Source organism: Paenibacillus sp. P5_B5, from assembly GCF_056400365.1.
Genome location: NZ_JBFULK010000014.1, coordinates 78,343 through 103,762, shown reverse-complemented (window position 1 = coordinate 103,762; position 25,420 = coordinate 78,343). Strand labels below are relative to the sequence as shown.

Here is a 25,420-nt window from a genome sequence, read left to right as displayed (position 1 = left end):
AGCTGCTTCAATCAAGGCTATATATAGATCAAAACGGTTTAATTTGTCTATATATAGTTTCAATTAACTGGTTTCAATGAGTTATGAAATTGATTCAAATGGATGCTAAATAATAAATCGCATGAGGAGGTACCCCGTGTCACGCTTTGAGAAAGGTTACTCTGTCTCTTCTAACCCATATCCGGAGCTTTACTGTGACCCACAGGTCTTATTTGCTGGCGAAAGCAGCACCAAGCCTGGACATGTTGTCGGACCCAAAGTACTCGACTATTATTTATTGCATCATGTGATATCTGGACATGGTGTATTTAGTTGTGGTGGAAAGGAATATAAACTTCAGGAAGGGGATAGCTTTCTGATCGAGCCTGAACAGCTTGTTTCCTATATAGCTGATCTAGAGCAGCCATGGCATTACCATTGGGTTGCCTTTCAAGGGGAATCTTGCTCAAGGTTACTTAACGGTATCGGGTTTACTTCGATGCAGCCAGTTGTGCATGGCCTACTAAATCATGAACTTCCAAGATTATTTCAACAAATCCAAACTGCATTTTATGAAAAAAGAGCGTTCTCTCCCTATGAGGCCGCAGGTAATCTATATCTACTTCTATCCTCTTATGGAGAAGCACTTGGTCCCCATATTCATAACGAAACGACTCTACCAGAAACATTAGCTGCCAGTACGGTTCGGCAAGCCCTACATTACTTATCTACGCAATATGCGGAAGAAATCACGATGGAGACAATGGCAGATAGTCTTGGTTACAATCGCGCTTATTTATCTCGTTTATTCAAAAGTCATACTGGTGTAACACCGATCACATTCCTGCTTAAGCTTCGAATCGATCAAGCTCGCCGCCTATTAAGAGAACGTGAAGATTTAACGATTGAGCAAATTGCCTTTTCAGTTGGATTTCATGATCCACTTTATTTCTCTAAACAGTTCCGTCGATTGCTCGGCTTGTCGCCTTCCGAGTACCGTGTACAGTCACATGGGCAGATGTAGTACACATGAAATAGATAATGTGATTAACTTCCCTACTGTCATATGATACAATTAATGTAATATTTAGATAATTATCTACGTTAAATTGGAGGTGATAGGATTGATAAATGAAGCTGCCGCTGCTTCTCCAGGTATTTTGTTTTACTTCCTTCCATTTGCAATGCTAGTATTCTATATTCTCTTAATAGCTGGTGTAATTTTTGCTGTTGTATACGCACTCCGATGTCTCAAAAGCATGAGTACTAGTCTACAAAACATCGATCGTACGCTTAGTTCGCAGAATACGCCGAAGTATGAGCCACCTCATGATGTGGCTCAATGAGCGCATCTAAAGCCCAAACTATAGGGAACTGTCCTATAGGTGAATTTTTTGCTTTGTGATTCGAGTTAGCTTGTACCATAAGTAAATTTGTGCTTTGTGATTCAATTTAACTGGAATTCCAGTTAACGTCCTGAACAAAGCACAGTTTGCTGATTTTAACATGATATTTTCCAGTTAATGCAATCCATTCATCCCGTGATTTCCCACTCTACCCCTGTTCATCTTATGTCGAACAATAGGTCGACATGTTGAATTCCTGCTTTCCAATCAATTCTTACCGCTTACCAGGTTCGTAAGGTTCACCAAGAGCTGCAGGTGGATAAGCACGACTAACTACACCTATGAGAACCAGAATCGTTAACACATAAGGTAGCATGTATATAAATTCCGAAGGAATTCGTTCAGCTAAGCCATACATTTGAAGTAAGTCCTTTAGTGCTTGTGATAAACCAAAGAAGCAGGCTGCTCCGAGTACACCGATTGGATGCCACTTACCAAAAATCATTGCAGCAATCGCAATATAACCTTGGCCAGAAATCGTATTATGCGAGAACATACTTGTGGTCGTTAACGTTATCGTTGCACCGCCCAATCCCGCTAGCACTCCTGAGAGCAAGACACCAATATAGCGAGTCCTTAACACTTTAACCCCTACTGTATCCGCTGCGCTTGGATGCTCCCCAACTGCCCGAAGTCGTAATCCAAATGGTGTTCGATAGAGCACATAGTAAGCTACAAATACCAATATGACCGCAAAATACGTTGTAGGATACGCATGTAGAACAGATCCTAGGAATGGAATATCGGTCAGTCCAGGAATCGCGACTTTACTAAAAACATGCTGCAAGGTTGGGGATTGACCAGATCCTTCAAACAACAGCTTAACTAGATATACCGACATACCTAGTGCAAGAAAATTAATTACAACACCACTGACAACCTGATTTGCCTTAAAGCGAATCGAGGCAACCGCATGAATCCAAGCAAAAACTAAACCAGACAGCATTGCTGCAAGCAATCCCATATAAGGGGAAGCAGCACCCATACCCGAAGTTTCTGCATAGTGAGTAGCAACAGCAGCACCGAAGGCGCCTGCAATCATGAGCCCCTCTAAGCCGATATTCACAACTCCTGAGCGTTCAGAGAAAATCCCACCGAGTCCAGTGAAAATTAGGGCAGTTGAGAAAACTAAAGTGATATTGATGGTTTGTCCTAATAAATTCAGATATTCCACTTTAATTTCCCCTTTCAACCTTATGTTTAGTGTAGAATGGTGCGATTACCCATCGTACAATTCCCTGAGCAGCAACGAAGAAGATAACAGCACCGATAACGATGCGAATAATCTCTGGCGGTACATCAGCTGCGAAGCTCATCCCAGCTGAGCCATATGTGAGCATACCGAACAAACAAGCAGCGAGCACAACACCAAGTGGATTGTTCATACCTAGCAGTGCAACGGCAATGCCATCCAGCCCATATCCAGGAAAAGCTGAGGCGAGAGATTGATAGTGGAACACACCTAAGATCTCGAACGCACCAGCGAGCCCCGCGAATACACCACCGATGAACATCGCTTTAACAACATTCCGCCCTACATTCATTCCGGCATATTCAGCAGCATGTGGACTCAGTCCAACAGCACGTAACTCGTAGCCTTGTTTTGTTTTCCACAAAATCAGGTAGAACACAAATGCAGCAATAAGTGCTATAATCGTTCCCCAATGTACTCTCGCACCGTCGAACAGTTCAGTGAGCCAGTTGGCTGTTAGAAAAGCACTAGGCTTGATGACACGTGAATCTTGCATGCCAGGTTCAAGCAGAAAGGTTCGAACAATATAGTTTCCTAAATAAAGAGCAATCCAGTTCAGCATAATCGTTGAAATAACCTCATTCACACCTCGTTTAGCCTTTAGCCAGCCTGCTATTGAACCCCATAAACCGCCTAAGAGCGCGCCAACAATAATGGCTAACGGTACATGGATGAGTCCAGGTAAACTGAGCCTATCTCCAATAAACGTCGCACCCGTCATCCCAAGGATGAACTGCCCTTCTGCTCCAATGTTGAAGAGGCCTGTGCGAAAAGCGAAGGCAACTGATAACCCTGTTAATATCAAAGGTGTGATTTGACGAATCGTTTCACCAAAGTCATATACGCTACCGAACACGCGATTAAACAGGGCCGAGTATGCCACAATCGGATTATAGCCACCGACGAGCATAATCACCGCCCCTGTTAATAAACCAAGCAGAATTGCTATAAGAGGAATAAGCACAGAATCCCCAGCTGCAAATTTAATGATTCGACTCATGCTTATCTCCTCCTCTCTTAGCCTGCTTACTACCTGCCATCATTAAGCCTAACTCCTGATCGGTTGTTTCATGCGGCTGCACTTCACCCACAATCTTACCTTCATAAATAACTGCGATTCGGTCAGATACGTTCAGCACTTCATCAAGCTCGAATGATATTAAGAGAACTGCCTTTCCTTTATCACGTTGCTCAATGAGCTGCCGATGTACGAATTCAATCGCTCCAACATCAAGCCCTCGCGTTGGTTGTGCAGCGATTAGCAAATCGGGATCCCGATCAATCTCTCGTGCGATGATCGCTTTCTGCTGATTCCCACCAGATAATGAACGTATCGCACTATGTATACTAGGTGTACGAACATCGAATCGCTCAATTAATTTCTTTGCATGCCCATCAATCGCCTCGTAACTTAGAAATCCGTTTTTATTAAATTGTGGGTAAAAATAAGTTTCAAGCACCAAGTTCTCACTCACAGTGAAATCTAATACGAGTCCGCGTTTATGACGATCCTCCGGAATATGCGCAAGTCCTGATTCGGTAATTTTCCTCGTGGACAGATTCGTTACATTCTTACCATTAAGTGTTACCTCTCCACGCTCTGCCTTACGGAGTCCCGTAAGCGTCTCTATCAGCTCACTTTGTCCATTACCATCTACACCGGCAATTCCTAGAATCTCTCCAGCTCGTACCCCAAATGTAATCCCATTCAAAGCTTTATTCCCCCGATGATCAAGGCAGAATAATCCTCTAACCTCAAGCACTGGCTGCTTAGGTACAGAAGGCTTCTTATCCACATGAAAGGACACTTCACGACCTACCATTTTCTCCGCTAATTGCTGAGGGTTCGTCTCCGCTTTCTTAACCGTATCTATGACCTTGCCACGACGAATAATGGTTACTGTTTCTGCAATCGTCATAATCTCTTTTAATTTATGTGTAATCAGAATAATGGACTTGCCTTCTGCGACGAGCTTACGAAAAATAGCCATTAATTCCTCAATCTCTTGAGGCGTCAGAACGGCTGTAGGCTCATCGAATATGAGAATATCAGCCCCACGATAAAGTGCTTTTACAATTTCCACACGCTGTTGCATACCAACAGAGATATCTGCGATTCGCGCATTCGGATCAATCTTCAATCCATATTGCTCAGAAAGCTCTCTTACCTTATCCGATGCAACCTGGTAGTCAATATTAAGACCTTTGCGGGGCTCCATTCCAAGCACAATATTCTCTGTCACTGTAAACGTCTGCACAAGCTTAAAGTGCTGATGCACCATACCTATTCCAATAGAGATCGCCCTATTTGGTGTATCGATTGTAACTGGAACGCCATTGATATGAATTCGGCCTTCATCAGGCTGATACAAACCAAACAAAATATTCATCAAGGTTGATTTGCCCGCTCCATTCTCCCCAAGAAGTGCATGGATTTCACCTTTATACAGCTTGAGTGAGATTGAATCGTTCGCAACAATACCAGGAAATCGTTTAGTAATCCCTATTAATTCAACTACGGGTATACTCGTATCCATTCCATCACCTGCCGTGTCAACTTGCTTCATCCTTACTTTTCCGGAACTTTAATTTCACCACTAATAATTTTGGCTTTATATTCCTCTACCTTCTTAAGCACATCTTCTGGTACGTTCACATTCGATGTATCTGCGATTCCTACACCATTGTCTTTCAAACCAAGCGTAGTTAATTGCCCACCACTAAACTTACCTGCAATTAAATCATTACAAACCTTATACACCGCTTCATCCACTCGTTTAATCATCGATGTCAACGTAATATCTGTCCCATATTCAATCGATTGATCTTTATCAACACCGATTACCCATACCTTCTTACCCGTTTTCAAACGATCCATGGCTTCATTAAAAACACCGTTACCTGTTGCTCCAGCGGATGGAAAAATGATATCTGCCCCTCCGTTATAAATCGTAGCAGCAGCAGATTTACCTAAGTCTGGTTTATCAAAATTTCCTGTATAATTGGTTTTTACAACCGCTTTAGGATTCACCGCCTTAACACCTGCCTTAAATCCAGCTTCAAATCGCTTAATAACAGGAATATCCATCCCTCCAATGAAACCAACGATATTCGATTTCGTCATCAGTCCAGCGACGATCCCTACTAAGTAGGAGCCTTCATGCTCGGCAAAAGTAACCGACATTACATTAGGCAACTCCACAATGTTATCGACAATCGCAAGCTTGGCATTTGGATTGCTTTCTGCCACCTGTTTTAAGGCTTTTTCAATCATGAATCCAATACCCCAAGTCAGGTTATAATCCCCTTTCACAAATTGATTGAGGTTCGGAACAAAATCAGCATCTGATTTACTTTGTAGATATTTGACCTTGGCGCCTGTATCCTTCTCTAGCTTCTGCAAAGATTCCCAAGTACTTTGGTTAAACGATTTATCATTAACTCCCCCTACATCGGTAACCATCCCAAATTTAAAATCCTTCCCCTTACTCGCACCCGGAGCAGGCGACCCACTTGCCGCTGGTGTAGGACTTGCAGTAGACGAGCCACCACCACAGCCAGAAAGTACAAGTGACATAACAATCATGAGTAACGCTGAACATTTAACGAGCTTCTTCATACAATTTCCCTCCAAAACAAGAATGTTCTTTTCTGTCCATATCATGAACACAACCTATTCGGTAGTATGCAGATCAGTTGTCTTATTTATGTAAAAAAAAGTACCCTTCCTTCTGCTATTAGCAAAAGAAAAGGTACTCGATGTAGATTAAAAACTATAAAATTGGCTCTTAATTATAATCAGTGCTTGCTAAAGTCAAATCCATATGCAGATCGTAGCGGAGGGGACGGAATTGTCCTGGAGAAGCGAAGCGTTCGCCTTTGCCACCAGATTTCTACCACTATAAGCGGTATATGATCAAGAAATCTGGTGGCAACAGCGATCGTAAGGACAATCCGTCCACGCAGCGGTCATCTATTGGCAACATTACAATTTTTCAAGCACTGATTTTAGTATTGAGCCCTTAAATTAACAATTTAAATAATTGTGGATCTTGATTAATCTCAATAAATTCAAAGTCGCGATCGGATAAGCGATTAATCAAGCCTTCGTAATCATCTCGATTCTTAAGCTCAATACCGACAAGCGCAGGAGCGTTCTCCCGATTCGTTTTCTTCATATATTCAAATCGTGTAATATCATCCGTTGATCCAAGCACTTCTTCCAAGAACTCACGTAAAGCACCCGCGCGCTGAGGGAAATCAATAACAAAATAATGCTTAAGCCCCTCATAAATCATCGAACGCTCTTTGATTTCCTGTAAGCGATCAATATCATTATTACCACCCGATATGACACAAACAACGGTTTTACCTCGAATTTGCTCTTTATAGGCATCCAGTGCTGCTACAGGGAGTGCACCCGCCGGCTCAATCACGATCGCATTATTATTGTATAACTCCAGAATCGTCGTGCATTCTTTACCTTCAGGAATTATAGTGATTTCATCTAATACTTTCGTACAAATTTGATACGCGATTTCGCCTACCTGCTTAACAGCCGCTCCATCTACGAATTTACTAATTGTTTTGAGAGTCACAACTTTACCGCTATCGAATGCAGCCTTCATGCTAGCTGCTCCTTCTGGTTCTACACCAACTATCTTAGTTGAAGATGATACACTTTTAATGTAAGATCCTATGCCCGCGGCAAGACCACCGCCACCAATTGTAGCAAATACATAATCCGGTGATTCGTGAAGTTGGTTCATCAGCTCCATACCAACGGTACCTTGACCAGCGATCGTTCCATAATCATCAAAGGGATGAATAAATGCCATCTGATGCTCCTTGCAATAGGCGATTGCTTTGGTGCAAGAGTCATCATACGTATCACCAACCAAGATGACTTCTACATTCGATCCGCCAAAAAAATTAACCTGTGAGATTTTCTGTCTCGGAGTTGTTGTTGGCATAAAAATCTTGCCTTCAATACCTAGTAATTTACAGGAGTAAGCTACTCCTTGCGCATGATTTCCAGCGCTAGCGCAAACGACACCACTTTTTCTTTGCTCTTCAGTAAGCTGGTGAATCGCATTATAGGCGCCTCGAATTTTGAAGGAACGGACGACTTGCAAATCTTCACGTTTGAGATACACATTGCAATCATACTTCGTCGATAACAGTTCGTTGTGCTGCAGCGGAGATGGCTCAATAACTTTGCTTAACGCATGACTAGCTTTCATAATGTCTTCTATGTAAACCTTATGTTCTTGCTGCATTGCTGCTTTCCCTTCCTTCTCCTGAATTACTTATTTAGCGTCTATTGTAACACACAATATAGAGGACAAGCCCCCATTTTATTCTATCTATCTAAGTAAGAGATTAGCATAATATTTCTCTTATATCCTATGACAAAAAGCGCCCCCATCACTGGTGACGCTTCCTAAAATCATGTATTTTCTATTGCGATCAATAGTTTGCCTGCACCTGTACAATTGAGCGTTTCTGCAAGTAACGATAGAATGCACTTGCTGCTTCAGCACGAGTGACTTCTTTGCTTGGGTTAAACTTACCATTATCGACAGACATAATACCAAGTCCTACGGCTAGTGCTGCTATCCCAGGATTCTTCACATCAGCAAGATCAGTAAAGCTCTTATTATACATAGCTTCGTACTCTGCGAGTTTATTGAATCCAAGTGCCCTTACGATCAACTCTGCCATTTCGTAACGTGTCATTTGTTGATTGGGATTGAATTTATCACTTTTATCAATTAAACGTCTATCAAGCGCTAGTTCTACGAATAGGAAATACTTCGATGAATTGGTTACATCAGAGAAAGAGTTTTTACGAGCTGCCATATCGTATGCAATTGGAATATTGCCACCATTCATGGCGATAACAAGCATTTGGATCATTTCACCTTTGGTGATAGATTTATCTGGTGATACCTTACCATCCTTCACATCAAGTGCTTGGTAATCTAACATAAGCTGTAAAGCATCTTTAGCCCAATGGCCATCGATATCCGTTACTTTAACTTTATCTAATGAAACAGCATCTCCTGTTGACATGCTTTTCCAAGTTCCGCTAACTGCATCTAGGAAGAACGGTTCCCGCTGATATTTAGATACAAGCTGATAAACTAGCTTCGCTTCTGGTGCCTTCGTTGAAGCTATTTGACCTGGCTTAATTTCACCTGATGCAACCATTAGTTTATACTTCTGATCCGTAATACCAATAATACCCATTGGCTGATATTGCGTAATATAGGCAAGCTCAACATCATATTGGGAAAGCAGTAAATCCTTTGCTTTATCTTCTTTAATAACCTCTGGCTTCTTAGTTGGATATTTAGTTAGTGAGAAATTAGCATTGTAATTGGTAATGTCTCCGGTTTCCTTATCAATCGTTATGTTCAAATTGTTATAACCAATCGTTACACCATCGATAATCTGTTTGAAATTATATTCAATCATTCTATTATTCTTATCTTTAATAATATCCTCTGGTGCAGTTGGACTAGTAAGCACAAGTTCATGCGCATAGTATGGCACCATTTTCTTGGCAAATTCAATCGCTTTCTTGGTCGCATCTTCTGCTGTGATCTTGGCTTCAACTGGGATTGGCTGCCCTGTTACCGGATCGTAGTTGTTCATGTAATAATTATAGTTCAGAATCTCGCCAGTTGTTGCATTAACATTCGCATAAATAGTTGAATTTAATGGGCGTTTGCTAAGCGCTTGCTCGCTAGGTGATATATTCCAGGTCAAATTCCAACTGCTTGTGTTCTCATTATTCTCTGGGTTGAAATACTCATTATACGAAGCATTCTCCAATGTATAACCACTTGGAATGGTAAATGACTGCTCCACTCTCTTCACAGCATCTTCTTTACTTAGTTTAAGATTCGATGCTGGCTTCTCAGCTAATGGCTTATCCGCAAGTGGTTTTCCCGCCTTAGTTTGTGAGAGAGGCTCTCCAGATTGTGACCACCATTCACCAGTCTTCGCGTTCAGCATGAAGGTATCCATTATATAAGCTGTATATGGCTTCTCCTCCCCTTTTCTCTGATAAGGAACTTGATAAAGCAAGGACAGGTTCGATTTATCTCGAAAAATTTGGGTTGCTTCTGACTTCGATATTATCTTGTCATTATTCTCGAATTTGATATTTTCCGTCCAATTCGAATAATAACCGACAATATTACCATCGCCATTCACATTCACACTTAGGGAATCCTGCGGAAAGGGTACCCCATTAACCATACGCACATAGGAATAATTATATTGTACATTACCATCAAGCGGTGGCTTAACTTCATTCTCATAACGACTGTTATACTTCAGTTCGCTGTATTCCTTCGGATTAATATTAGCTAGCCACTTATCGGCAATATTCTTAGCGTCATTAAAGTTTACTTTGGGAGGAAAGCTTGGTTTCGCATCTGGATCATTATCGTAGCTGCTAAAGCTCTGTAGTCGGCCTGTATTGCCATCTATATTGACACTGATGTTACCATATGTCCGATCATTCACTTGCTTAGCATAATACAAATACCACACACTGTGAGAGCCGGTTATACTCCAATCGGAGTTCAAATTAGCCGATTGAAGCGTATAGCCACTCGGAATTTGGACATATTTCTTCACGAACTCAATTGCTTGCTCTTTGGATAATTTAGCCTTTACCTCTGGATTGGTAGTATCATCTAAACGCATGGTAGAACTCAATGCTGTATCCTTAGACATTTCTGATGTGCTCGAAGCCATTACCGAAGGCGCAACAGATGACAACAATAAAGTAGATGCTACTGCCACTGAACTAATCATTTTAAGTAATTTCAAGTTTAACTTCCCCCTTATTAATAGAATTACCACATTCTACCTCAATAGACGAGTGGCATTTAGGAAAAGTTTCATTATTTTATCGTTAGCTAGTAATAATTTACAATCTACTTTGTGTACTCGATTGTCTTGAACAAGACATCCAATTCTTCCTGAGTTAAATCGCGCCATTTGCCAACAGGCAAGCGATCCAATTCAATATTCATAATACGTACACGCTGCAATCGCTTTACATTATAGCCAAATGCCTGACACATTCGTCTGATTTGTCGATTAAGGCCTTGTGTAAGTATGATTCGGAACACGCGATCATTGACTCTTGTCACTTCACAGGGCTTCGTCCGCTGGCCCAGAATATGTACACCGCCAGACATTCCGCGTACAAATGAAGGTGTGATCGGCTGATCCACAGTAACAATATATTCTTTCTCATGATTATTCTCTGATCGAAGGACACTGTTTACAATATCACCATCATTGGTCAGTATAATAAGCCCTTCTGAATCCTTATCGAGTCGTCCAATTGGAAATATCCGCTCGGCATGATTTACAAAATCAACAATATTACCCTTCACTGAACTTTCTGTTGTACACGTAATGCCAACAGGTTTATTAAGCGCTATGTAGACTTGCTTTGGTTTAGATCCTAAGGGTCTGCCATCCACTCTTACATCATCACCAGACTCGACAACAGAACCAAGTTCAGCTATTACACCATTAATCGTTACACGTTTTGCTTCAATCCAGCGATCTGCCTCGCGTCGAGAGCAGATGCCTGTCTCACTCATATATTTGTTAATTCTCATATAAGTTCACCTCTATGCCGATTATACGTCATAATGCCCTTAAATCAAAAGAGCTCGCACAAAGCTATTTGTTCTAGCTTTGTGCGAGTTTCTAGACTAGATCTATGTCATTACAGTGTTTGCTGTTTAGGAAACATTATGATCCTGCTTAGCATCTGGGTGTATCTGCTGACCTTGCTGTAATTGATACATCCCATAGTAGCGACCACGATGCGCCATGAGCGAATCATGATCACCACGTTCAACAATTTCTCCCCGATGTAGTACAAGTATCTGATCGGCATTACGAATCGTTGACAGTCGATGTGCAATGATAAAGGTTGTTCTACCTTTCTTAACAACATTAAGTGCTTCTTGTATGATAGCTTCTGTCTCCGTATCAATACTTGCAGTTGCTTCATCTAGAATCAGAATTGCTGGATCAAATGCAAGTGCTCGTGCAAACGAGACAATCTGTCTCTGTCCGGCAGATAGCGTACTTCCCTTCTCTAAGACCGGTTCATCAAACCCCTGAGGTAAGTTCGCTAGCACCTTGTCAGCTCCAACATCACGGAGCGCCTTCTCCACCCTGTCTCTTGAGATGGAAGGATCATTCAAGCTTACATTACTCGCTATCGTGCCTGTGAACAGGAAGGGATCCTGCAATACAATCCCCATATGCTCACGAAGCTCTTGCTTCGGAATGTCCTGAATGTTCATCCTATCTACTGTAATCGAGCCTTTGAAAGCGTCATAGAACCTGAACAAGACGTTCATAATCGAGCTCTTACCAGACCCTGTATGCCCAACAAGTGCAACTGTCTGCCCTTGCTTTGCTTCTAATGAGATATCCTTCAGAACGTATTCCTCTTCTTTGTAGGCAAACCAGACATTCTCGAATTTGACATCCCCCTTATAGCGCGGAATGGTTCCCTTCGCAACATCTGTACCTGAATCATCCATAAGCTCAAATACACGCCCAGCAGAGACACGCGCTTGCTCAAGCTGCGCTAATTGATTAACGATCCCGGTAATCGGGGAGAACAGACGGTTTAAATAATCGATAAAGGCATAAATAACACCTACCGATAGAACTGTACCAACTCCAAGCGCTGCTCCACCAAAATACCAAATGATCAATGTGAAAGCTGTGTTACGAAGCAGATTCACTAGGTTGTGCGACGTTAATGAGTTCAATCTGAGCATTTTCGTCTGATATTTAAAATAGTCTTGATTGAACTCCTCAAACTCGCGCTTCGTTTCTTTCTGTCTACGGAAAGCTCGAATAATCGGCATCCCTTGAATCGATTCGTTAAGCATTCCATTCATATCACTAAGCCTTGAACGTACAATCACATTATATTTCATCGCTAGCTTACGATAACCAATAATCCATACAAACAAGATCGGTATAATAATTAAACATGATAGCGCTAGTCGTATGTCCAATAAGAATAGAGCGACGAACACCCCGATTATATTAATAAAGCCAGAGAAGAAGTTCGTTAATACGGAAATAAATAAGTCCTTAACCGCTTCGGTATCGTTGGTAACTCTGGATACAATTTTACCTGCTGGTATATTATCAAAATAATTAACAGGCAACCGGTGAATCTGTCGATAGACATCGACCCGCATTTTTTGAATGACACGGTTGGCCGAAATCTGCATTAAATACCGCTCTCCATATTGAAATACAGATGCAAATAGCAGAATACCAATGTAAAGCGCCATCAGCGTAATCACACCACTGACCTGTGGACGGTAAAATTCATACAGCTCTGAATTATTCAACATGAGCGCAGGATATTGAACCGATTCGCTACCATTTGTGATCGTTAAGGTGCCGCTTCCAGCATCAGCACTGGCACTAATCTGGCGTGCACCACTCCGCGTAATTGCTGATTCAACAAGTATAAATTGACGACCGACTTGGAGTACGGTTACTTCATTACCATGCGCCTCATCAGGTCCTAGATTATCTTCACGCACATATGTTTTCCCACGAAAGGAAACCGCTTGGGTATTACCCAATGCCCCTTGAGGTAGCTCATACCACTTCTTCTCGATTCCAAGAATATGGGTATCTATCATTGTCTTGGCGATAAAGGGACCCGTTAATTCTGCAGCAACCGTAATGGTTAGCATCAAAATAGCTAGAATAAAGCCTTTCTTAAACATCCAAGCATATTGAAATAGCCTTTTACCTACTTTCATTCCTTCTCACACCCCTTCTTACTCTAAATCCGCTTCCGTCTGCTGTCTATCGAATTGCTCTTTATACCATCCTCCAAGAGCAAGTAATTCCTCGTGAGTCCCCTGTTCCACCACTTGGCCTTCATCCATTACAAGGATATGATTCGCATGCTGAACAGCTGAGAGACGATGCGTTACGATCAGCGTCGTGCGACCTGCTCGCTCACGGCGAATATTCTCAATAATACGAGCCTCTGTCCTCGCATCAACTGCCGACATGGCATCATCTAAGATGAGAATATCTGGGTCAGCCATAAGTGCACGTGCGAGCGATACCCGCTGCTTCTGTCCACCAGATAAAGCCATTCCCTTTTCTCCAACAAGTGTCTGAATTCCATTTGGCAACACGCTGATATCTTGACGGAAAGAAGCTAATTCAAGTGCATACAGAACTTCATCCTCCGTCGCATCCTGCTTACCAAAGCGAATGTTATCTTGTATGGACTTAGAGAACAGCATGCTATCCTGCGGCACATAACCGATCCAGCTGTGCAGACGATCCGCCGCGATATGAGCAATTGACTCGCCAGCAATAGCAATTTCACCGCTTGCTGGCACTGGATATTCACGAAGCAATTGCTTCACGAGTGTTGTCTTACCCGCTCCAGTCCGTCCTACAATACCAAGTGTTTCTCCACGTGTTAAGGTAAAGGTTACATCCTGCAGATTATCCCTCTCTGACGATGGATAACGGAAGTTAACATCACGGAACGTGATCGTCTCTGGATGCTTAACATCAACCGTTTCTGATGCATCCTGAACATCCGGTGTATAAGCGAGTGTCTCATTCACGCGATCAAGTGAAGCACCGCCGCGCTCCATAATATTAATCAATTCACCAAGAGCAAACATCGGCCAAATCAGCATACCAAGATATACGTTGAATGAGACTAGCTCACCAAGTGTAATTTCATTGTGAAATACCAGATAAGCACCATAACCAAGACCAATTAGATACGAGCAACCGACTAATATTTTGATCGTTGGATCGAATAAAGCATCAATCTTTGCAACGGATGCATTCTTCTGATACACATCATTCGTTACATCCTCAAACCGTTTATGATCTGCTTGCTCCTGCACGTAAGCACGTAAGACACGTACACCTGCAACAGACTCAAGTACAGAATCATTCATTCCGCCAAAAGCTTTCTGAGCAGCATCGAACCGATCGTGAATTTTGGAGCCATAGTGCTTGATTGCTAATGCAATAAGAGGTAGCGGCAAGAATGCAGCTATCGTCAGCTTCCATGAGATGAATGCGCCCATCATAACGAGAATGGTAAGCAGAAACATCGTTGAATCAGCCAAAGTTAGAATCCCAAAGCCAGCTGTAATTGAAACGGCTCTTAAATCGTTCGTAGCTTTAGCCATCAAATCCCCTGTACGATTGCGTTCATAGAACGTTGGAGTCATCCGTAATAAGTGAGACATGAACTTCGTGCGAAGAATTCGCTCGACTAGAAAGGAACCTCTGAATAAATTGTAATGCCAAGTGTAGTTAATCCCATAAGCGATGACGACAATACACGCGCCGATCCCAATATACAGCCAATATTCATTCGTGGTCAGCGTACCCAATTGAATAGCATCAATCATGAGTCCAAGTAGCTTGGGTGGAACAACCTCGAATACGTTAGCTACCATTAAGAAACCGATGGCAAGCGCATATCTTTTCCATTCCAGTTTAAAAAACCAACCCAATTTCATAAAAACATCAAACATATTGTCACTTCCTTTCAAACCCTAAGTACAATTTACTTACCTTTCTTATTCACAAAAAAAGAGACGTATCGCTATTGCTAGCGAGATACGCCTCTCAGGTATAGAACCATAAAAAAGCGCAGTAGCTGCAGTCTATCCTGCAACCCTGCGCGTCATATGACGACACTTATTAATACCTTTAGTGAACAGTTCGCTTGCTAACTTACTCTCACTATAGGAAGGGTTACATGAAGTTTATATGCAATTAGTCGTCGTGTATTCGGCATAAATTGTTTCATCTTGACGCCCTCCTTTAAATCAGAATAATTTACCAAGTTTTAACTCATGTCGAGAATTCTAACATTGCTTAAAACAATCTGTCAACACATAATTTAGGAAAATTTTCTAGCTTCAACAAATTCCATTCATGCCTATATTTACAAACCATCTACACGCTATCAAGATTTTCCTGTTCTTCTTGCAGGGCAGATTTCAAACTTGTAACAGCTGCCTGGTTCGGATCATTGTCCGCTCCATCAACCGCATGCTCTGCTCTTAGCAGTGCATGCTCCGCATCCTGGATGGTTTCCTCATTCGGATGACTCATTGCATGAGAAATTGCATTATACGCATGATCTAACGAGTTTTGCGCTTGTGCTAACGGACTTTGGGCTTGAACACTTGAATCGTTGTCTACCATAACTTAACCCCTCCACTTTGAAGTGATTCTTCAACAACTAGCGTTCGCTTTATCAACCCAACTTATTCAAAACACCAGACGCTGTAGATCTTAACTAAACTAGAACGTAAATAAAAGAGTTCCTTAATGACACTAAATGTCTTTAGGGAGCTCTTTTCTGTTGTTTACTTGATATGCTCTGAGCCATTACGTTACAATCAGTTTAATCTTTATTACATTCTTATCCAATTGAGAGGGGAAGCATCTATGCCAGGAAGAGATTATTTGCTAAGGCAGATTGAACAACTTACTTCTGTATTAAGCACGATTCTAGGATTAAAACAAGAGCAAAAACCAAAGCTTGCGATGCAGACTATTGATGAATTCCTCAAAGGTGAATTTGGCCTGAGCTCTAAACTATTAAACTCACTACACGTGCAAGAGCTCGTTCGTATGTGTAGTCTAGATACCTTAGCTGGAAGAGACAAGTTATACACGCTCGCCACTCTTCTCAAAGAAGACGGTGAACTACAACGAATGGCTGGCTACGAAACTGCTGGCAATGAGCGTTCGTTGAAATCTCTTCATCTCATGCTTGCTTATGCTGCCCTACCAGATGAAGAACATGTTTCCCAAGCAGTTAATTCTATCGAATCCTTGCTACTACAGCTACATGATTATGAGATCCCCCTCGATACATCGCTCGGTCTTCTCGGATACTTGGAACGTACAGGCCAATATGCTAATGCCGAGAACGTCCTTTTCGATGCTTTAGAGAGAATTAGTGAGCTAGATGACAATGAGCTTGTTCATTGGATCGCGAAGGGCAACGCCTTCTACGAACGATTACTAGCACTTGATGATAAGCAGCTTCTACAGGGTAACTTACCACGACAAGAAATTTACGATGGTATCGAAGAGTTAGACCGCCTCACAAAAGCGGTGACATAAGCCTCGCAGCAGATTCAAGGAATCGAACACCATAGCGTCTTTTCTTGATCTGTTCACGATTGATCATCGTAGATTCAAGTAGATCAGCTTGATAATCAACAACTAACTTCTGCGTACTTTGCGTTCCATATAAAAATGCATTGACCTCGAAATTCAAATGAAAGCTACGCATATCCATATTAGCCGTTCCAATCGATGCCATGACTCCATCAACGATTAGGATTTTGGAATGCATAAATCCCCGTTCATACTCATAAATACCAACCCCAGCTTCAACTAACCCAGGAAAATAAGAATGTGACGCGAGATAAGGCAACCATTTATCTGGTTTTTTGGGAAACAGAATTTTGACATCAATTCCAGACATTGCAGCTACCTTAAGCGCGGTAAAAATATCATCGTCCGGGATGAAATAAGGCGAAGCAATCCAGATCGACTTCTCTGCTGATGTGATCATAGAGAAGAATAAATTCTTCAGTGTTCTTACTTCCTGGTCTGGACCGCTTGCTATGATTTGTACCGCACCATCATTCAGTGTTTCCTCTAATGCCGGCGACAAGTAAGCTTGATTGGAAAATGTCTGACCCGTCATGTGATACCAATCAGACATGAAAATAAATTGTAAAGTTCTCACTGCCTCGCCTTTGACAAGGATATGCGTGTCACGCCAAAAGCCGTATGTTTTGCTCCTGCTTAAATATTCATCTCCGACATTTAATCCCCCGACAAATCCAATCCGCCCGTCAATCACAATAATTTTACGATGATTTCGGTAGTTCACCTTGCTTGAGAATAGAGGGAAAGAAACAGGATCAAATGCGATTGCCTCGATCCCAGCCACACGCATTTCCTCCACAAATGACAAAGGAAGCTTATAGCTTCCCACCGCATCATATAGAAAGCGTACCTTGATCCCGTCCTTCGCTTTCTGAATGAGTATATCCTTAATTTGCCTGCCGATTTCGTCATCACGGTAGATATAATACTCAATGTGAATATGATGGACAGCTTTATCTAACTCTTGTATAATCGCCGCGAAGGTCATGATCCCATCTGTCAGAACTTTCGTTTTAGTTGCTGTGGAGATATGGCTTTTGGATACTTTATTAGCTAGATGAAACAGACGCTGTTGATTAATCGGATAATGCTGATAATCATATATTTTATCCTTCTGTAAATCCTCGAAGGAAATATACATCTGGGCATCCTGCATCGCTTTGCGATCGAACTTGCGACGTTTGCGATAATTTTGACCGAATAACAAGTAGAATATAAAACCGACAACAGGCACTAAAGCTAATATTAGAATCCATGCCATCGTGCTCGAAGGATTGCGATTCTCCATAAAAATAACTAGGCCCACAAATAGAACAGTTAAGGAAGTAAGAATACTTGTAAAAAAAGCAATCTGCCCATACAGATGTTCATTCATGTAATAGAGCGGGCTCGTTACTGCAAGTAATAGTATGGCAACTTGGACGGATCGTTTGAGCATCAAGCTCCCCCCTCTCATTAGTATCTATGCTTAAGTATAACAAATCGTTGACTTTAAAGACCAGATATGAGATATTTACTTCGCCTAACGATCGTTAGGTAGTTAAACTTGAGGTGAATGTATATGACTGCTAATCGGATCAAAGAAGTGGCCTTAAAGCATTTTGCCACATCTGGCTATTCAGGCTCATCACTCGCACATATTGCAGAAGAAGTTGGGATTAAGAAGCCTTCTTTATATGCACATTTCAAATGCAAAGAAGATCTGCTTCTCCATGTTATTGAAGATACTTTTGCAGCAGAAACCCTTGTATCACAAGCATATCTAACCGAACATTCGAATGATTCCTTCGAAGAACTATTGTATGGTTTTCTTCTCTATTATCAGGAACGTTACGAACAAAGTGAACGCACAAAGTTTATGCTGCGTATGAGTTTTTTTCCGCCTACAGCTTTGTATGACCAAGTAATGGTCTATGTATACACTTACCTAGATCACTTAGAGGCGCTACTCGTTAACCTATTTACCCCAGGAACACATTCTGGGTACCCTAATTCATTCAATCCACATAAAGCTGCTAAAGCTTATTTATGTCTAATGGACGGTGTGCTCGTCGAATTGCTGTATGGAGGGCCAAGTCGGTTTAAACAAAGATTAGAAGCGAGCTGGGACTTTTATTACCTTGGTCTGCAAGCTTATATACAACAATCGTACTCAGAATCGAGGGATCAACTATGAATCGCAACTGGATGTATGTCTTTATGGGAGGGGTACTCGAGGTCGTATGGGTTTCTGGACTCAAGCATGCTGTGCATATGTGGCAATGGGCAATCACCATACTCGCCATCGCAGCTTCATTCGACCTACTCATTCGTGCAGCTAAGAAGCTCCCGCTTGGAACTGTATATGCCGTATTCACTGGGCTAGGAACATGCGGAACCGTTATTGCTGAAATCCTGATCTTCGGCGAGCCCTTCAGCTTTATTAAAGCTATTTTTATTCTAGTCTTACTTTCAGGCGTACTGGGCCTCAAGCTCATTACCAAGGAAGAGAATACATCAGCAAACCAATCTACAAAACATATCAAACAAGAAAGGAGCTGAAGCTTAGATGGCATGGATCGCTCTTTTTATAGCTGGTGGATGCGAAGTCCTTGGGGTACTTGCGATTAATCGGGTAAACCACAACAAAAATATTCTATCGTACCTATTCTTAGCTGCAGCATTCGGGATGAGCTTCTTCCTCCTTTCCTATGCGATGAACACCATCTCTATGGGAACCGCCTATGCGGTTTGGACAGGAATCGGGACTGCCGGAAGTGCTGTTCTTGGTATGCTTGTATTCGGTGAATCTAGAGAGTGGAAACGGTTCTTATTCATTTCGATGATCTTAGTATCTGCTGTTGGGTTAAAGCTGTTAGCTTCCTAAGTGTAAATAGAATATCTCCTTAATAAAAGATTTTGATTGATCATGTACAAGAACTTCAACTTCTTGTAAAATTGATTTAATTTCTGAGTGGAGGTTAGCCTGAGATGAGCATAGTAGAAGCAAAGGGTTATTTCGGTCAATTCGGTGGTAGTTATGTACCACCTGAACTGCAAGAGGTCATGGATCATTTAGAAGAGAATTTCGAGAAGTACAAAAATGACCCCGAATTCCAAGATGAGCTTAGGTATTACATGAAAGAGTATGTTGGGCGTGAGAATCCATTAACGTATGCGGAGCGTCTAACGAATAAGCTAGGTGGCGCCAAAATTTATCTCAAAAGAGAAGATTTGAACCATACTGGTGCACACAAAATTAATAATGCAATCGGTCAAATCCTACTCGCGAAGCGTATGGGTGCCAAACGTATCATTGCTGAGACTGGCGCAGGGCAGCATGGTGTTGCAACTGCAACGGCCTGTGCAATGTTCGGCATGGAATGCGTTATTTATATGGGTGAAGAAGATACGCGCAGACAAGCACTTAATGTATTCCGCATGGAATTACTTGGTGCAAAGGTTGTAGCCGTTACTAAAGGGCAAGCTAGACTAAAGGATGCTGTTGATGAAGCGTTAAATGATTTAATCGCTAATTACAAAACAACCTTCTATTTGCTAGGCTCAGCTGTCGGTCCACATCCATTCCCAACGATGGTTAAGCATTTTCAGTCGATTATTAGTGAAGAATCTAAGCGCCAAATTCTTGACAAAGAAGGACGCTTGCCTGACGCGGTAATCGCTTGTGTCGGTGGTAGTAACGCAATAGGTGCATTCGCTCACTATATCGATGAGCCTTCAGTACGATTGATTGGTGTAGAACCAGATCAAGCTCCGACAATGAAAGAAGGCATACCTGGTGTCCTTCATGGATTCAAATGCTTGCTTCTACTCGATGAGAACGGCGAGCCCCGCAAAACGTATTCCATTGCAGCAGGACTTGATTATCCTGGAGTTGGACCCGAGCACAGTCACTTGAAAGAAAGCGAACGTGCTGAGTATGTCACGATTAGAAATAATGAAGTACTCGAAGCCTTCCAAGTGCTTTCTCGTACAGAAGGTATTATCCCAGCTCTCGAAAGCTCTCATGCCATTGGACATGCAATCAAGATTGCACCAACCATGCCTAAAGACAGCATCATCATTGTGAATCTGTCAGGACGTGGCGACAAGGATGTTGAGCAAGTGTTCCAAATGCTTCAAAAGTAAATTGTGGGAGGTTGAATGTCATCCAGATCTTAGAGACTGAAAGATTGATCATTCGTGAATATGTACCAGAGGATTTAGTACAGCTTCATATGATTCTTTCTGACCCCATGACGATGTCTTTCTGGCCAGCTCCCTTCACCCTTGAACAGGCGGGAGATTGGATCGAAGACAACCTCTATAATTATGATGAACAAGGCTTCGGAAGATGGGCGATTGTATCCAAAGAAACTCGAATGATCATTGGCGATTGTGGTATTAATCAGATCGAAATTGATGGTCAGATTGAGAATGATCTTGGATATATCATTCATAAGTACTTGTGGAATGAAGGTTATGCTTCAGAAGCTGCTGAAGCCTGTAAGAATTACGCTTTTGATGTATTAGGCTTGAACCGATTATGCGCTAATATGCCTACGAATCATATCCTGTCACAGCGAGTTGCCGAGAAAATCGGAATGACGCTTGAAAAAGAGTTCCCTAATGAACGCAATCGCGGGATTATTACGAGGTTGTATGCCATAGAGAAACATCAGGAGTAATTTCTCAGTTAGTATGCTAAGAGAAACAAGAACAATAACAGCTCAGCTGTTTGCAAAAATTAGCCGATCAGGTTTATACCGGGTCGGCTGTTTTGTTCTTCTGGGGCTGATTCTTCATACCACAAAGTATAGAGGCATAGCTCAAACTTCCCTATATTCCTCTTACTTTCCTACCCTTCTTGTTAAATAAAAAAGGATGGCGATGCTTTGCAGCATACGCCCTCCTTTATTTTGATATGCAATTGATATGCAATATATTTTACGAAATCGTTATGATCTCATATTCACTCGCTAAGCGAATGAAGTCATTCATTCCACCAATCTTACCAGCGGTGAGGTCTTGTTCTACGCCGTAGTAGTCCACACAGGTGCGGCAGGCGATGACCTGCACACCTTTCTGCTCTAACTCGTGCAGATGCACCGAAGTTAGTGAAGCGCTTGTCAGTGCCTTTACACCGCTGTTCATGCAGAACACAGCATGAGGTAATGCTTCCTGCTGCTTAAGTAAGGTAAAGAATGTTTCGAGCACAGTTTCACCAAGTTCGCGTTCTCCTTTACCAAAGGTATCAGAAGCAACTAGAATGACTTTCTTATCCATACTCATGTCACACTCTCCTCATGATCATGTTTCGATTGAACTATATTAAACGACAAACGAGCTTTTTAGGGATACCGTCTGATTGAATACGAGATGATCTGCTGTCGTTAGCTTAGGATCAACATTAAAATAACCATGGCGGAAAATCTGGAACTTGTCATTCGGGCCTACGTCCTTCATGTTAGGTTCAACAAACCCGTTCAGGATTTCAAGTGAGTTCGGATTCACATTGCTTAGGAAGTCGCCTTCTTCATTGCCATCAAGGATCAGCGGCTCATAGAGTCTGAACTCTGCAGGAATCGCTTGTGTTGCCTCAACCCAGTGAATTGTGCCTTTGACCTTACGACCTGTAAAGCCACTACCACTCTTCGTTTCAATGTCATACGTACAATGCAGCTCGATAACATTACCGTCAGCATCCTTAATAACATCTTCACATTTGATGAAGTAAGCATTCTTCAAACGAACCTCGTTGCCAGGGAACAGACGGAAATATTTATTTGGAGGATTCTCCATAAAATCGTCTTGCTCAATATAAATTTCACGTGAGAATGGAATTTGGCGCATGCCCATTTCTAGATTCTCTGGATTAATCTCCGCTTCAAGCATCTCAACTTGACCCTCTGGGTAATTCGTAATAACGACTTTAAGCGGATTAATTACTGCCATCGTACGTGGAACAGTTAACTTCAAATCTTCGCGAATAAAATGCTCTAGCATCTTCTCGTCAACTAAGCTGTTGCTGCGAGTAACACCGATTTCACGGCAGAAAGTACGAATCGCATTCGGTGTATAGCCTTTGCGGCGTAAGCCAGAGATCGTCGGCATGCGAGGGTCATCCCAACCGTCTACGAAGCTTTCGTCGACTAGTTGCTTTAGCTTTCTTTTGCTCATAACGGTATTCGTAATATTAAGGCGAGCGAACTCGTATTGATGCGGACGGGAAGCCATCTCGCATTCCTCAATTACCCAATCATATAAAGGTCTATGATCCTCAAATTCGAGAGAACATAAGGAATGCGTTACACCTTCAATCGCATCTTCAAGTGGATGTGCGTAATCATACATCGGATAGATACACCATTTATCTCCTGTATTGTGATGCTCAGCATGCGAAATTCGGTAAAGGGCTGGGTCACGTAAATTCATATTGGGAGAAGACATATCAATTTTGGCGCGTAACACCTTGGCTCCATCTGGGAACTCACCAGCCCTCATACGCTTAAACAAGTCGAGGTTCTCCTCTACACTGCGATCACGATAAGGACTATTCTGACCAGGCTCTGTTAATGTACCGCGTGTCTCACGCATTTGTTCAGCATTCAGATCGCATACATAAGCTTTACCCTTGCGGATTAACAACAAGGCACACTCATACATTTGGTCAAAATAATTCGAAGCAAAGAATAATCCGTCCCACTCAAATCCTAGCCACTCTACATCAGCTTTAATGGATTCAACGTATTCCACATCTTCTTTGGCCGGATTCGTATCATCAAACCGTAAATTCGTGCGGCCTTTAAATTCATCGGCCAGCTCAAAGTTTAAACAAATGGCTTTGGCATGTCCGATATGTAAATAACCATTAGGCTCTGGCGGAAACCGTGTTACAATTTCTTTAACGGTATCATTACGCAGATCCTCCATTATAATATTCTTAATAAAATTAGAAGAACTCGGTTTACTCTCCATCATCCTCAACCTTTCTTATTGACGAACCCATATCTAATGTAAGCCTGAACTTTTTCTTTGTATTCCATCATACCTATTACGGGCTAAGAGTTCAATATCTTACAAAATGTTGATTTCATATTCCAAGAACTTCACACAAATGTTACAATTAAAGTGGTTTTTTTGAAGGGAGAGTCTGACTGTTTCATGCAAAATTTAATAACTATCTTACTTTTTCCATTTGTTACTATTTACATGGTCATTCCCTACTTTATTACGCGTATTTTTGGCTTCGGTGTTTTCAGTAAAGGAAGAAAGGGCAAGCAGATTGCTTTTACGTTTGATGATGGACCCGACCCCAGGTATACACCAGAGCTTCTTGAATTGCTACAACGTAATAATATGAAGGCCACTTTCTTCGTTCTAGGGAGTAAGGCAGAGAAATATCCCGAACTTATACGACACATACATGAAGAAGGACATCAAATAGGTATTCATAATTATACCCATAATGCCAACTGGTTCATGACGCCTTGGAAAGTGAAACGCATGCAAGTCGAGCGAACAGCTGATATTGTCGAGCAAATCATCGGGGAACGACCAACCTATTATCGCCCACCATGGGGCATTCTGAATATGGGTGATTTTATTACCTTACGTAAGTCCTATCGGATTATTCTGTGGTCAGTTATGGCTCGGGATTGGAATGAAAAGGTTGGCGCAGATAAACTTAAACGTACGTTAATCAAGAATATTAAACCAGGCTCCATTATTCTACTGCATGATAGTGGGGATACTCCCGGTGCAGATGAAGGTGCCCCTCGTAATATGCTTCAAGGGCTAGCTGGTGCAATCGAGCATATTCATGCACGTGGCTATAAAGCTGTTCGAATTGATCAATTAATGGACAAGACGAACAACAACCCATTCAAACAGCTGAAATGGTCCAAAAAACTACTCATCAAGCTATGGTTAGCTTGGGACTACTGCTTTTGCAAACTATTCAAGGTTCGTACTGTGAATGAGCAATTTCCGTTAATTAAGCTCAGAATGCGTAAATATACAGGTTCAGAGACAATTAACTTACAGGGCGGCGAATCCATTGTGAAAGGCGATACAATCGCTGAGCTGCATTTTGATAATCGAATGTTCGTACATATGAGCTTGGAATATAAGAATAGCGTTCAACTAGCTACCAAAATTATTAGACAAACACAGAAGAGCTTACCCTATGTTCTTCACAAGATAGTAACCGATCCTCACAGTAATAAAATCAAAGGACTATATGGTGTGTCCATGATTCACCGTGGTGCTAAACATCTCGGGTTCTCGGTTTATGATTTGCCAGATGGATTATTTGCCCGCATGACTCAGAAATATTTAAAAGTGCTATTATTTGCTCTTCATCCTGATGGTAATGATCGGCTGAAGCTTCGTTCCGAGATGCTAGTTCCCAAAACAATCGCGATGTCTCGTAAAACTTTAGAGGAACGTTATGCACAAGCAATGGAAAATTAAAATACAAGACAAATGCAAAGGCAGAGACCGTAGAATATTCCGGTTACTC

At 41.9% G+C, this 25,420-nt stretch carries 22 protein-coding genes; 9 read left to right on the top strand and 13 right to left on the bottom strand.

What is annotated here, in order from left to right; genetic code table 11:
• Positions 1-136 precede the first annotated feature (136 nt).
• Together AC1DOK_RS18095 and AC1DOK_RS18090 are read left to right on the top strand one after the other, a co-directional pair.
• Positions 137-1,003, top strand: coding sequence for an AraC family ligand binding domain-containing protein (locus tag AC1DOK_RS18095; protein WP_477555709.1), 867 nt, complete (start codon positions 137-139; stop codon positions 1,001-1,003).
• Between the two features lie 100 nt (positions 1,004-1,103).
• On the top strand, positions 1,104-1,325 hold the full coding sequence (locus AC1DOK_RS18090) for a hypothetical protein (RefSeq protein ID WP_477555708.1): 222 nt from the start codon (positions 1,104-1,106) through the stop codon (positions 1,323-1,325).
• Positions 1,326-1,599: 274 nt separating this feature from the next.
• Here the strand turns inward: AC1DOK_RS18090 and AC1DOK_RS18085 are convergent, their stop codons facing one another.
• The 10 genes from AC1DOK_RS18085 to AC1DOK_RS18040 all read right to left on the bottom strand — a co-directional run bounded on the left by AC1DOK_RS18085 (position 1,600) and on the right by AC1DOK_RS18040 (position 15,930).
• A complete protein-coding gene (locus AC1DOK_RS18085; RefSeq protein ID WP_477555707.1) occupies positions 1,600-2,559 on the bottom strand; it encodes an ABC transporter permease in 960 nt (319 codons plus the stop codon).
• 1 nt (position 2,560) lies between these two features.
• Positions 2,561-3,637, bottom strand: coding sequence for an ABC transporter permease (locus AC1DOK_RS18080; RefSeq protein WP_477555706.1), 1,077 nt, complete (start codon positions 3,635-3,637; stop codon positions 2,561-2,563).
• Positions 3,621-5,174: an ABC transporter ATP-binding protein gene (locus AC1DOK_RS18075; RefSeq protein WP_477555770.1), complete on the bottom strand. Its 1,554-nt coding sequence runs from the start codon at positions 5,172-5,174 to the stop codon at positions 3,621-3,623. The genes AC1DOK_RS18080 and AC1DOK_RS18075 overlap by 17 nt, the downstream gene beginning before the upstream one ends.
• Before the next feature lie 32 nt (positions 5,175-5,206).
• The gene (locus AC1DOK_RS18070) at positions 5,207-6,256 is read right to left on the bottom strand and encodes a BMP family lipoprotein (RefSeq protein ID WP_477555705.1); all 1,050 of its coding nucleotides are present in this window, start codon (positions 6,254-6,256) and stop codon (positions 5,207-5,209) included.
• A 403-nt stretch (positions 6,257-6,659) separates the two neighbouring features.
• Complete coding sequence (gene ilvA / locus AC1DOK_RS18065; protein ID WP_477555704.1) at positions 6,660-7,916, bottom strand: threonine ammonia-lyase IlvA; 1,257 nt, start codon at positions 7,914-7,916, stop codon at positions 6,660-6,662.
• A gap of 190 nt (positions 7,917-8,106) precedes the next feature.
• Positions 8,107-10,485: a YcdB/YcdC domain-containing protein gene (locus tag AC1DOK_RS18060; RefSeq protein WP_477555703.1), complete on the bottom strand. Its 2,379-nt coding sequence runs from the start codon at positions 10,483-10,485 to the stop codon at positions 8,107-8,109.
• 107 nt (positions 10,486-10,592) lie between these two features.
• Positions 10,593-11,291 (bottom strand): 23S rRNA pseudouridine(2604) synthase RluF, encoded by a 699-nt coding sequence (rluF, locus tag AC1DOK_RS18055; protein WP_477555702.1) that lies wholly within the window; start codon positions 11,289-11,291, stop codon positions 10,593-10,595.
• Between the two features lie 126 nt (positions 11,292-11,417).
• Positions 11,418-13,487, bottom strand: a complete 2,070-nt coding sequence (locus tag AC1DOK_RS18050; RefSeq protein WP_477555701.1) for an ABC transporter ATP-binding protein — start codon at positions 13,485-13,487, stop codon at positions 11,418-11,420.
• Between the two features lie 18 nt (positions 13,488-13,505).
• A complete protein-coding gene (locus AC1DOK_RS18045; protein ID WP_477555700.1) occupies positions 13,506-15,251 on the bottom strand; it encodes an ABC transporter ATP-binding protein in 1,746 nt (581 codons plus the stop codon).
• Between the two features lie 427 nt (positions 15,252-15,678).
• Positions 15,679-15,930, bottom strand: coding sequence for a hypothetical protein (locus AC1DOK_RS18040; protein ID WP_477555699.1), 252 nt, complete (start codon positions 15,928-15,930; stop codon positions 15,679-15,681).
• A gap of 246 nt (positions 15,931-16,176) precedes the next feature.
• Between AC1DOK_RS18040 and AC1DOK_RS18035 the strand changes: the two genes are divergently transcribed.
• On the top strand, positions 16,177-16,860 hold the full coding sequence (locus tag AC1DOK_RS18035) for a DUF6483 family protein (protein WP_477555698.1): 684 nt from the start codon (positions 16,177-16,179) through the stop codon (positions 16,858-16,860).
• Here AC1DOK_RS18035 and cls read toward each other — a convergent pair.
• On the bottom strand, positions 16,841-18,355 hold the full coding sequence (gene cls, locus AC1DOK_RS18030; RefSeq protein WP_477555697.1) for a cardiolipin synthase: 1,515 nt from the start codon (positions 18,353-18,355) through the stop codon (positions 16,841-16,843). The two genes, AC1DOK_RS18035 and cls, sit on opposite strands and share 20 nt — an antisense overlap.
• Before the next feature lie 123 nt (positions 18,356-18,478).
• Between cls and AC1DOK_RS18025 the strand changes: the two genes are divergently transcribed.
• The 5 genes from AC1DOK_RS18025 (at position 18,479) to AC1DOK_RS18005 (ending at position 21,584) form a co-directional block, all read left to right on the top strand.
• Positions 18,479-19,093, top strand: a complete 615-nt coding sequence (locus AC1DOK_RS18025) for a TetR/AcrR family transcriptional regulator (protein ID WP_477555696.1) — start codon at positions 18,479-18,481, stop codon at positions 19,091-19,093.
• Positions 19,090-19,458, top strand: a complete 369-nt coding sequence (locus tag AC1DOK_RS18020; RefSeq protein ID WP_477555695.1) for a DMT family transporter — start codon at positions 19,090-19,092, stop codon at positions 19,456-19,458. Before AC1DOK_RS18025 ends, AC1DOK_RS18020 begins: the two co-directional genes overlap by 4 nt.
• A gap of 7 nt (positions 19,459-19,465) precedes the next feature.
• Positions 19,466-19,783 carry a DMT family transporter gene (locus tag AC1DOK_RS18015; protein ID WP_477555694.1) on the top strand — a complete coding sequence of 106 codons (318 nt, stop codon included), beginning with the start codon at positions 19,466-19,468 and terminating at the stop codon, positions 19,781-19,783.
• Positions 19,784-19,887: 104 nt separating this feature from the next.
• Positions 19,888-21,045, top strand: coding sequence for a tryptophan synthase subunit beta (gene trpB, locus AC1DOK_RS18010; RefSeq protein WP_477555693.1), 1,158 nt, complete (start codon positions 19,888-19,890; stop codon positions 21,043-21,045).
• Positions 21,046-21,056: 11 nt separating this feature from the next.
• On the top strand, positions 21,057-21,584 hold the full coding sequence (locus tag AC1DOK_RS18005) for a GNAT family N-acetyltransferase (RefSeq protein ID WP_477555692.1): 528 nt from the start codon (positions 21,057-21,059) through the stop codon (positions 21,582-21,584).
• A gap of 259 nt (positions 21,585-21,843) precedes the next feature.
• Here AC1DOK_RS18005 and AC1DOK_RS18000 read toward each other — a convergent pair whose 3' ends face one another.
• Positions 21,844-22,182 carry a DsrE family protein gene (locus AC1DOK_RS18000; RefSeq protein ID WP_477555769.1) on the bottom strand — a complete coding sequence of 113 codons (339 nt, stop codon included), beginning with the start codon at positions 22,180-22,182 and terminating at the stop codon, positions 21,844-21,846.
• Positions 22,183-22,227: 45 nt separating this feature from the next.
• Positions 22,228-23,874: a glutamine--tRNA ligase/YqeY domain fusion protein gene (locus tag AC1DOK_RS17995; RefSeq protein WP_477555691.1), complete on the bottom strand. Its 1,647-nt coding sequence runs from the start codon at positions 23,872-23,874 to the stop codon at positions 22,228-22,230.
• 186 nt (positions 23,875-24,060) lie between these two features.
• On the opposite strand from AC1DOK_RS17995, the gene AC1DOK_RS17990 reads away from it, so the two are divergent.
• Positions 24,061-25,371 carry a polysaccharide deacetylase family protein gene (locus tag AC1DOK_RS17990; RefSeq protein WP_477555690.1) on the top strand — a complete coding sequence of 437 codons (1,311 nt, stop codon included), beginning with the start codon at positions 24,061-24,063 and terminating at the stop codon, positions 25,369-25,371.
• Positions 25,372-25,420: the final 49 nt, after the last annotated feature.

Bases quoted from the DNA above. Each gene is read 5' to 3' on its own strand.
- AC1DOK_RS17995 (WP_477555691.1), bottom strand. From the start codon at position 23,874: ATGGAGAGTAAACCGAGTTCTTCTAATTTTATTAAGAATATTATAATG.
- AC1DOK_RS18015 (WP_477555694.1), top strand. From the start codon at position 19,466: ATGGCATGGATCGCTCTTTTTATAGCTGGTGGATGCGAAGTCCTTGGG.
- AC1DOK_RS18020 (WP_477555695.1), top strand. From the start codon at position 19,090: ATGAATCGCAACTGGATGTATGTCTTTATGGGAGGGGTACTCGAGGTC.
- AC1DOK_RS18000 (WP_477555769.1), bottom strand. From the start codon at position 22,182: ATGGATAAGAAAGTCATTCTAGTTGCTTCTGATACCTTTGGTAAAGGA.
- cls (WP_477555697.1), bottom strand. From the start codon at position 18,355: ATGCTCAAACGATCCGTCCAAGTTGCCATACTATTACTTGCAGTAACG.
- AC1DOK_RS18080 (WP_477555706.1), bottom strand. From the start codon at position 3,637: ATGAGTCGAATCATTAAATTTGCAGCTGGGGATTCTGTGCTTATTCCT.
- ilvA (WP_477555704.1), bottom strand. From the start codon at position 7,916: ATGCAGCAAGAACATAAGGTTTACATAGAAGACATTATGAAAGCTAGT.
- AC1DOK_RS18075 (WP_477555770.1), bottom strand. From the start codon at position 5,174: ATGGATACGAGTATACCCGTAGTTGAATTAATAGGGATTACTAAACGA.
- AC1DOK_RS18050 (WP_477555701.1), bottom strand. From the start codon at position 13,487: ATGAAAGTAGGTAAAAGGCTATTTCAATATGCTTGGATGTTTAAGAAA.
- AC1DOK_RS18025 (WP_477555696.1), top strand. From the start codon at position 18,479: ATGACTGCTAATCGGATCAAAGAAGTGGCCTTAAAGCATTTTGCCACA.
- AC1DOK_RS18040 (WP_477555699.1), bottom strand. From the start codon at position 15,930: ATGGTAGACAACGATTCAAGTGTTCAAGCCCAAAGTCCGTTAGCACAA.
- AC1DOK_RS18070 (WP_477555705.1), bottom strand. From the start codon at position 6,256: ATGAAGAAGCTCGTTAAATGTTCAGCGTTACTCATGATTGTTATGTCA.
- rluF (WP_477555702.1), bottom strand. From the start codon at position 11,291: ATGAGAATTAACAAATATATGAGTGAGACAGGCATCTGCTCTCGACGC.
- AC1DOK_RS17990 (WP_477555690.1), top strand. From the start codon at position 24,061: ATGCAAAATTTAATAACTATCTTACTTTTTCCATTTGTTACTATTTAC.
- AC1DOK_RS18045 (WP_477555700.1), bottom strand. From the start codon at position 15,251: ATGTTTGATGTTTTTATGAAATTGGGTTGGTTTTTTAAACTGGAATGG.
- AC1DOK_RS18035 (WP_477555698.1), top strand. From the start codon at position 16,177: ATGCCAGGAAGAGATTATTTGCTAAGGCAGATTGAACAACTTACTTCT.
- trpB (WP_477555693.1), top strand. From the start codon at position 19,888: ATGAGCATAGTAGAAGCAAAGGGTTATTTCGGTCAATTCGGTGGTAGT.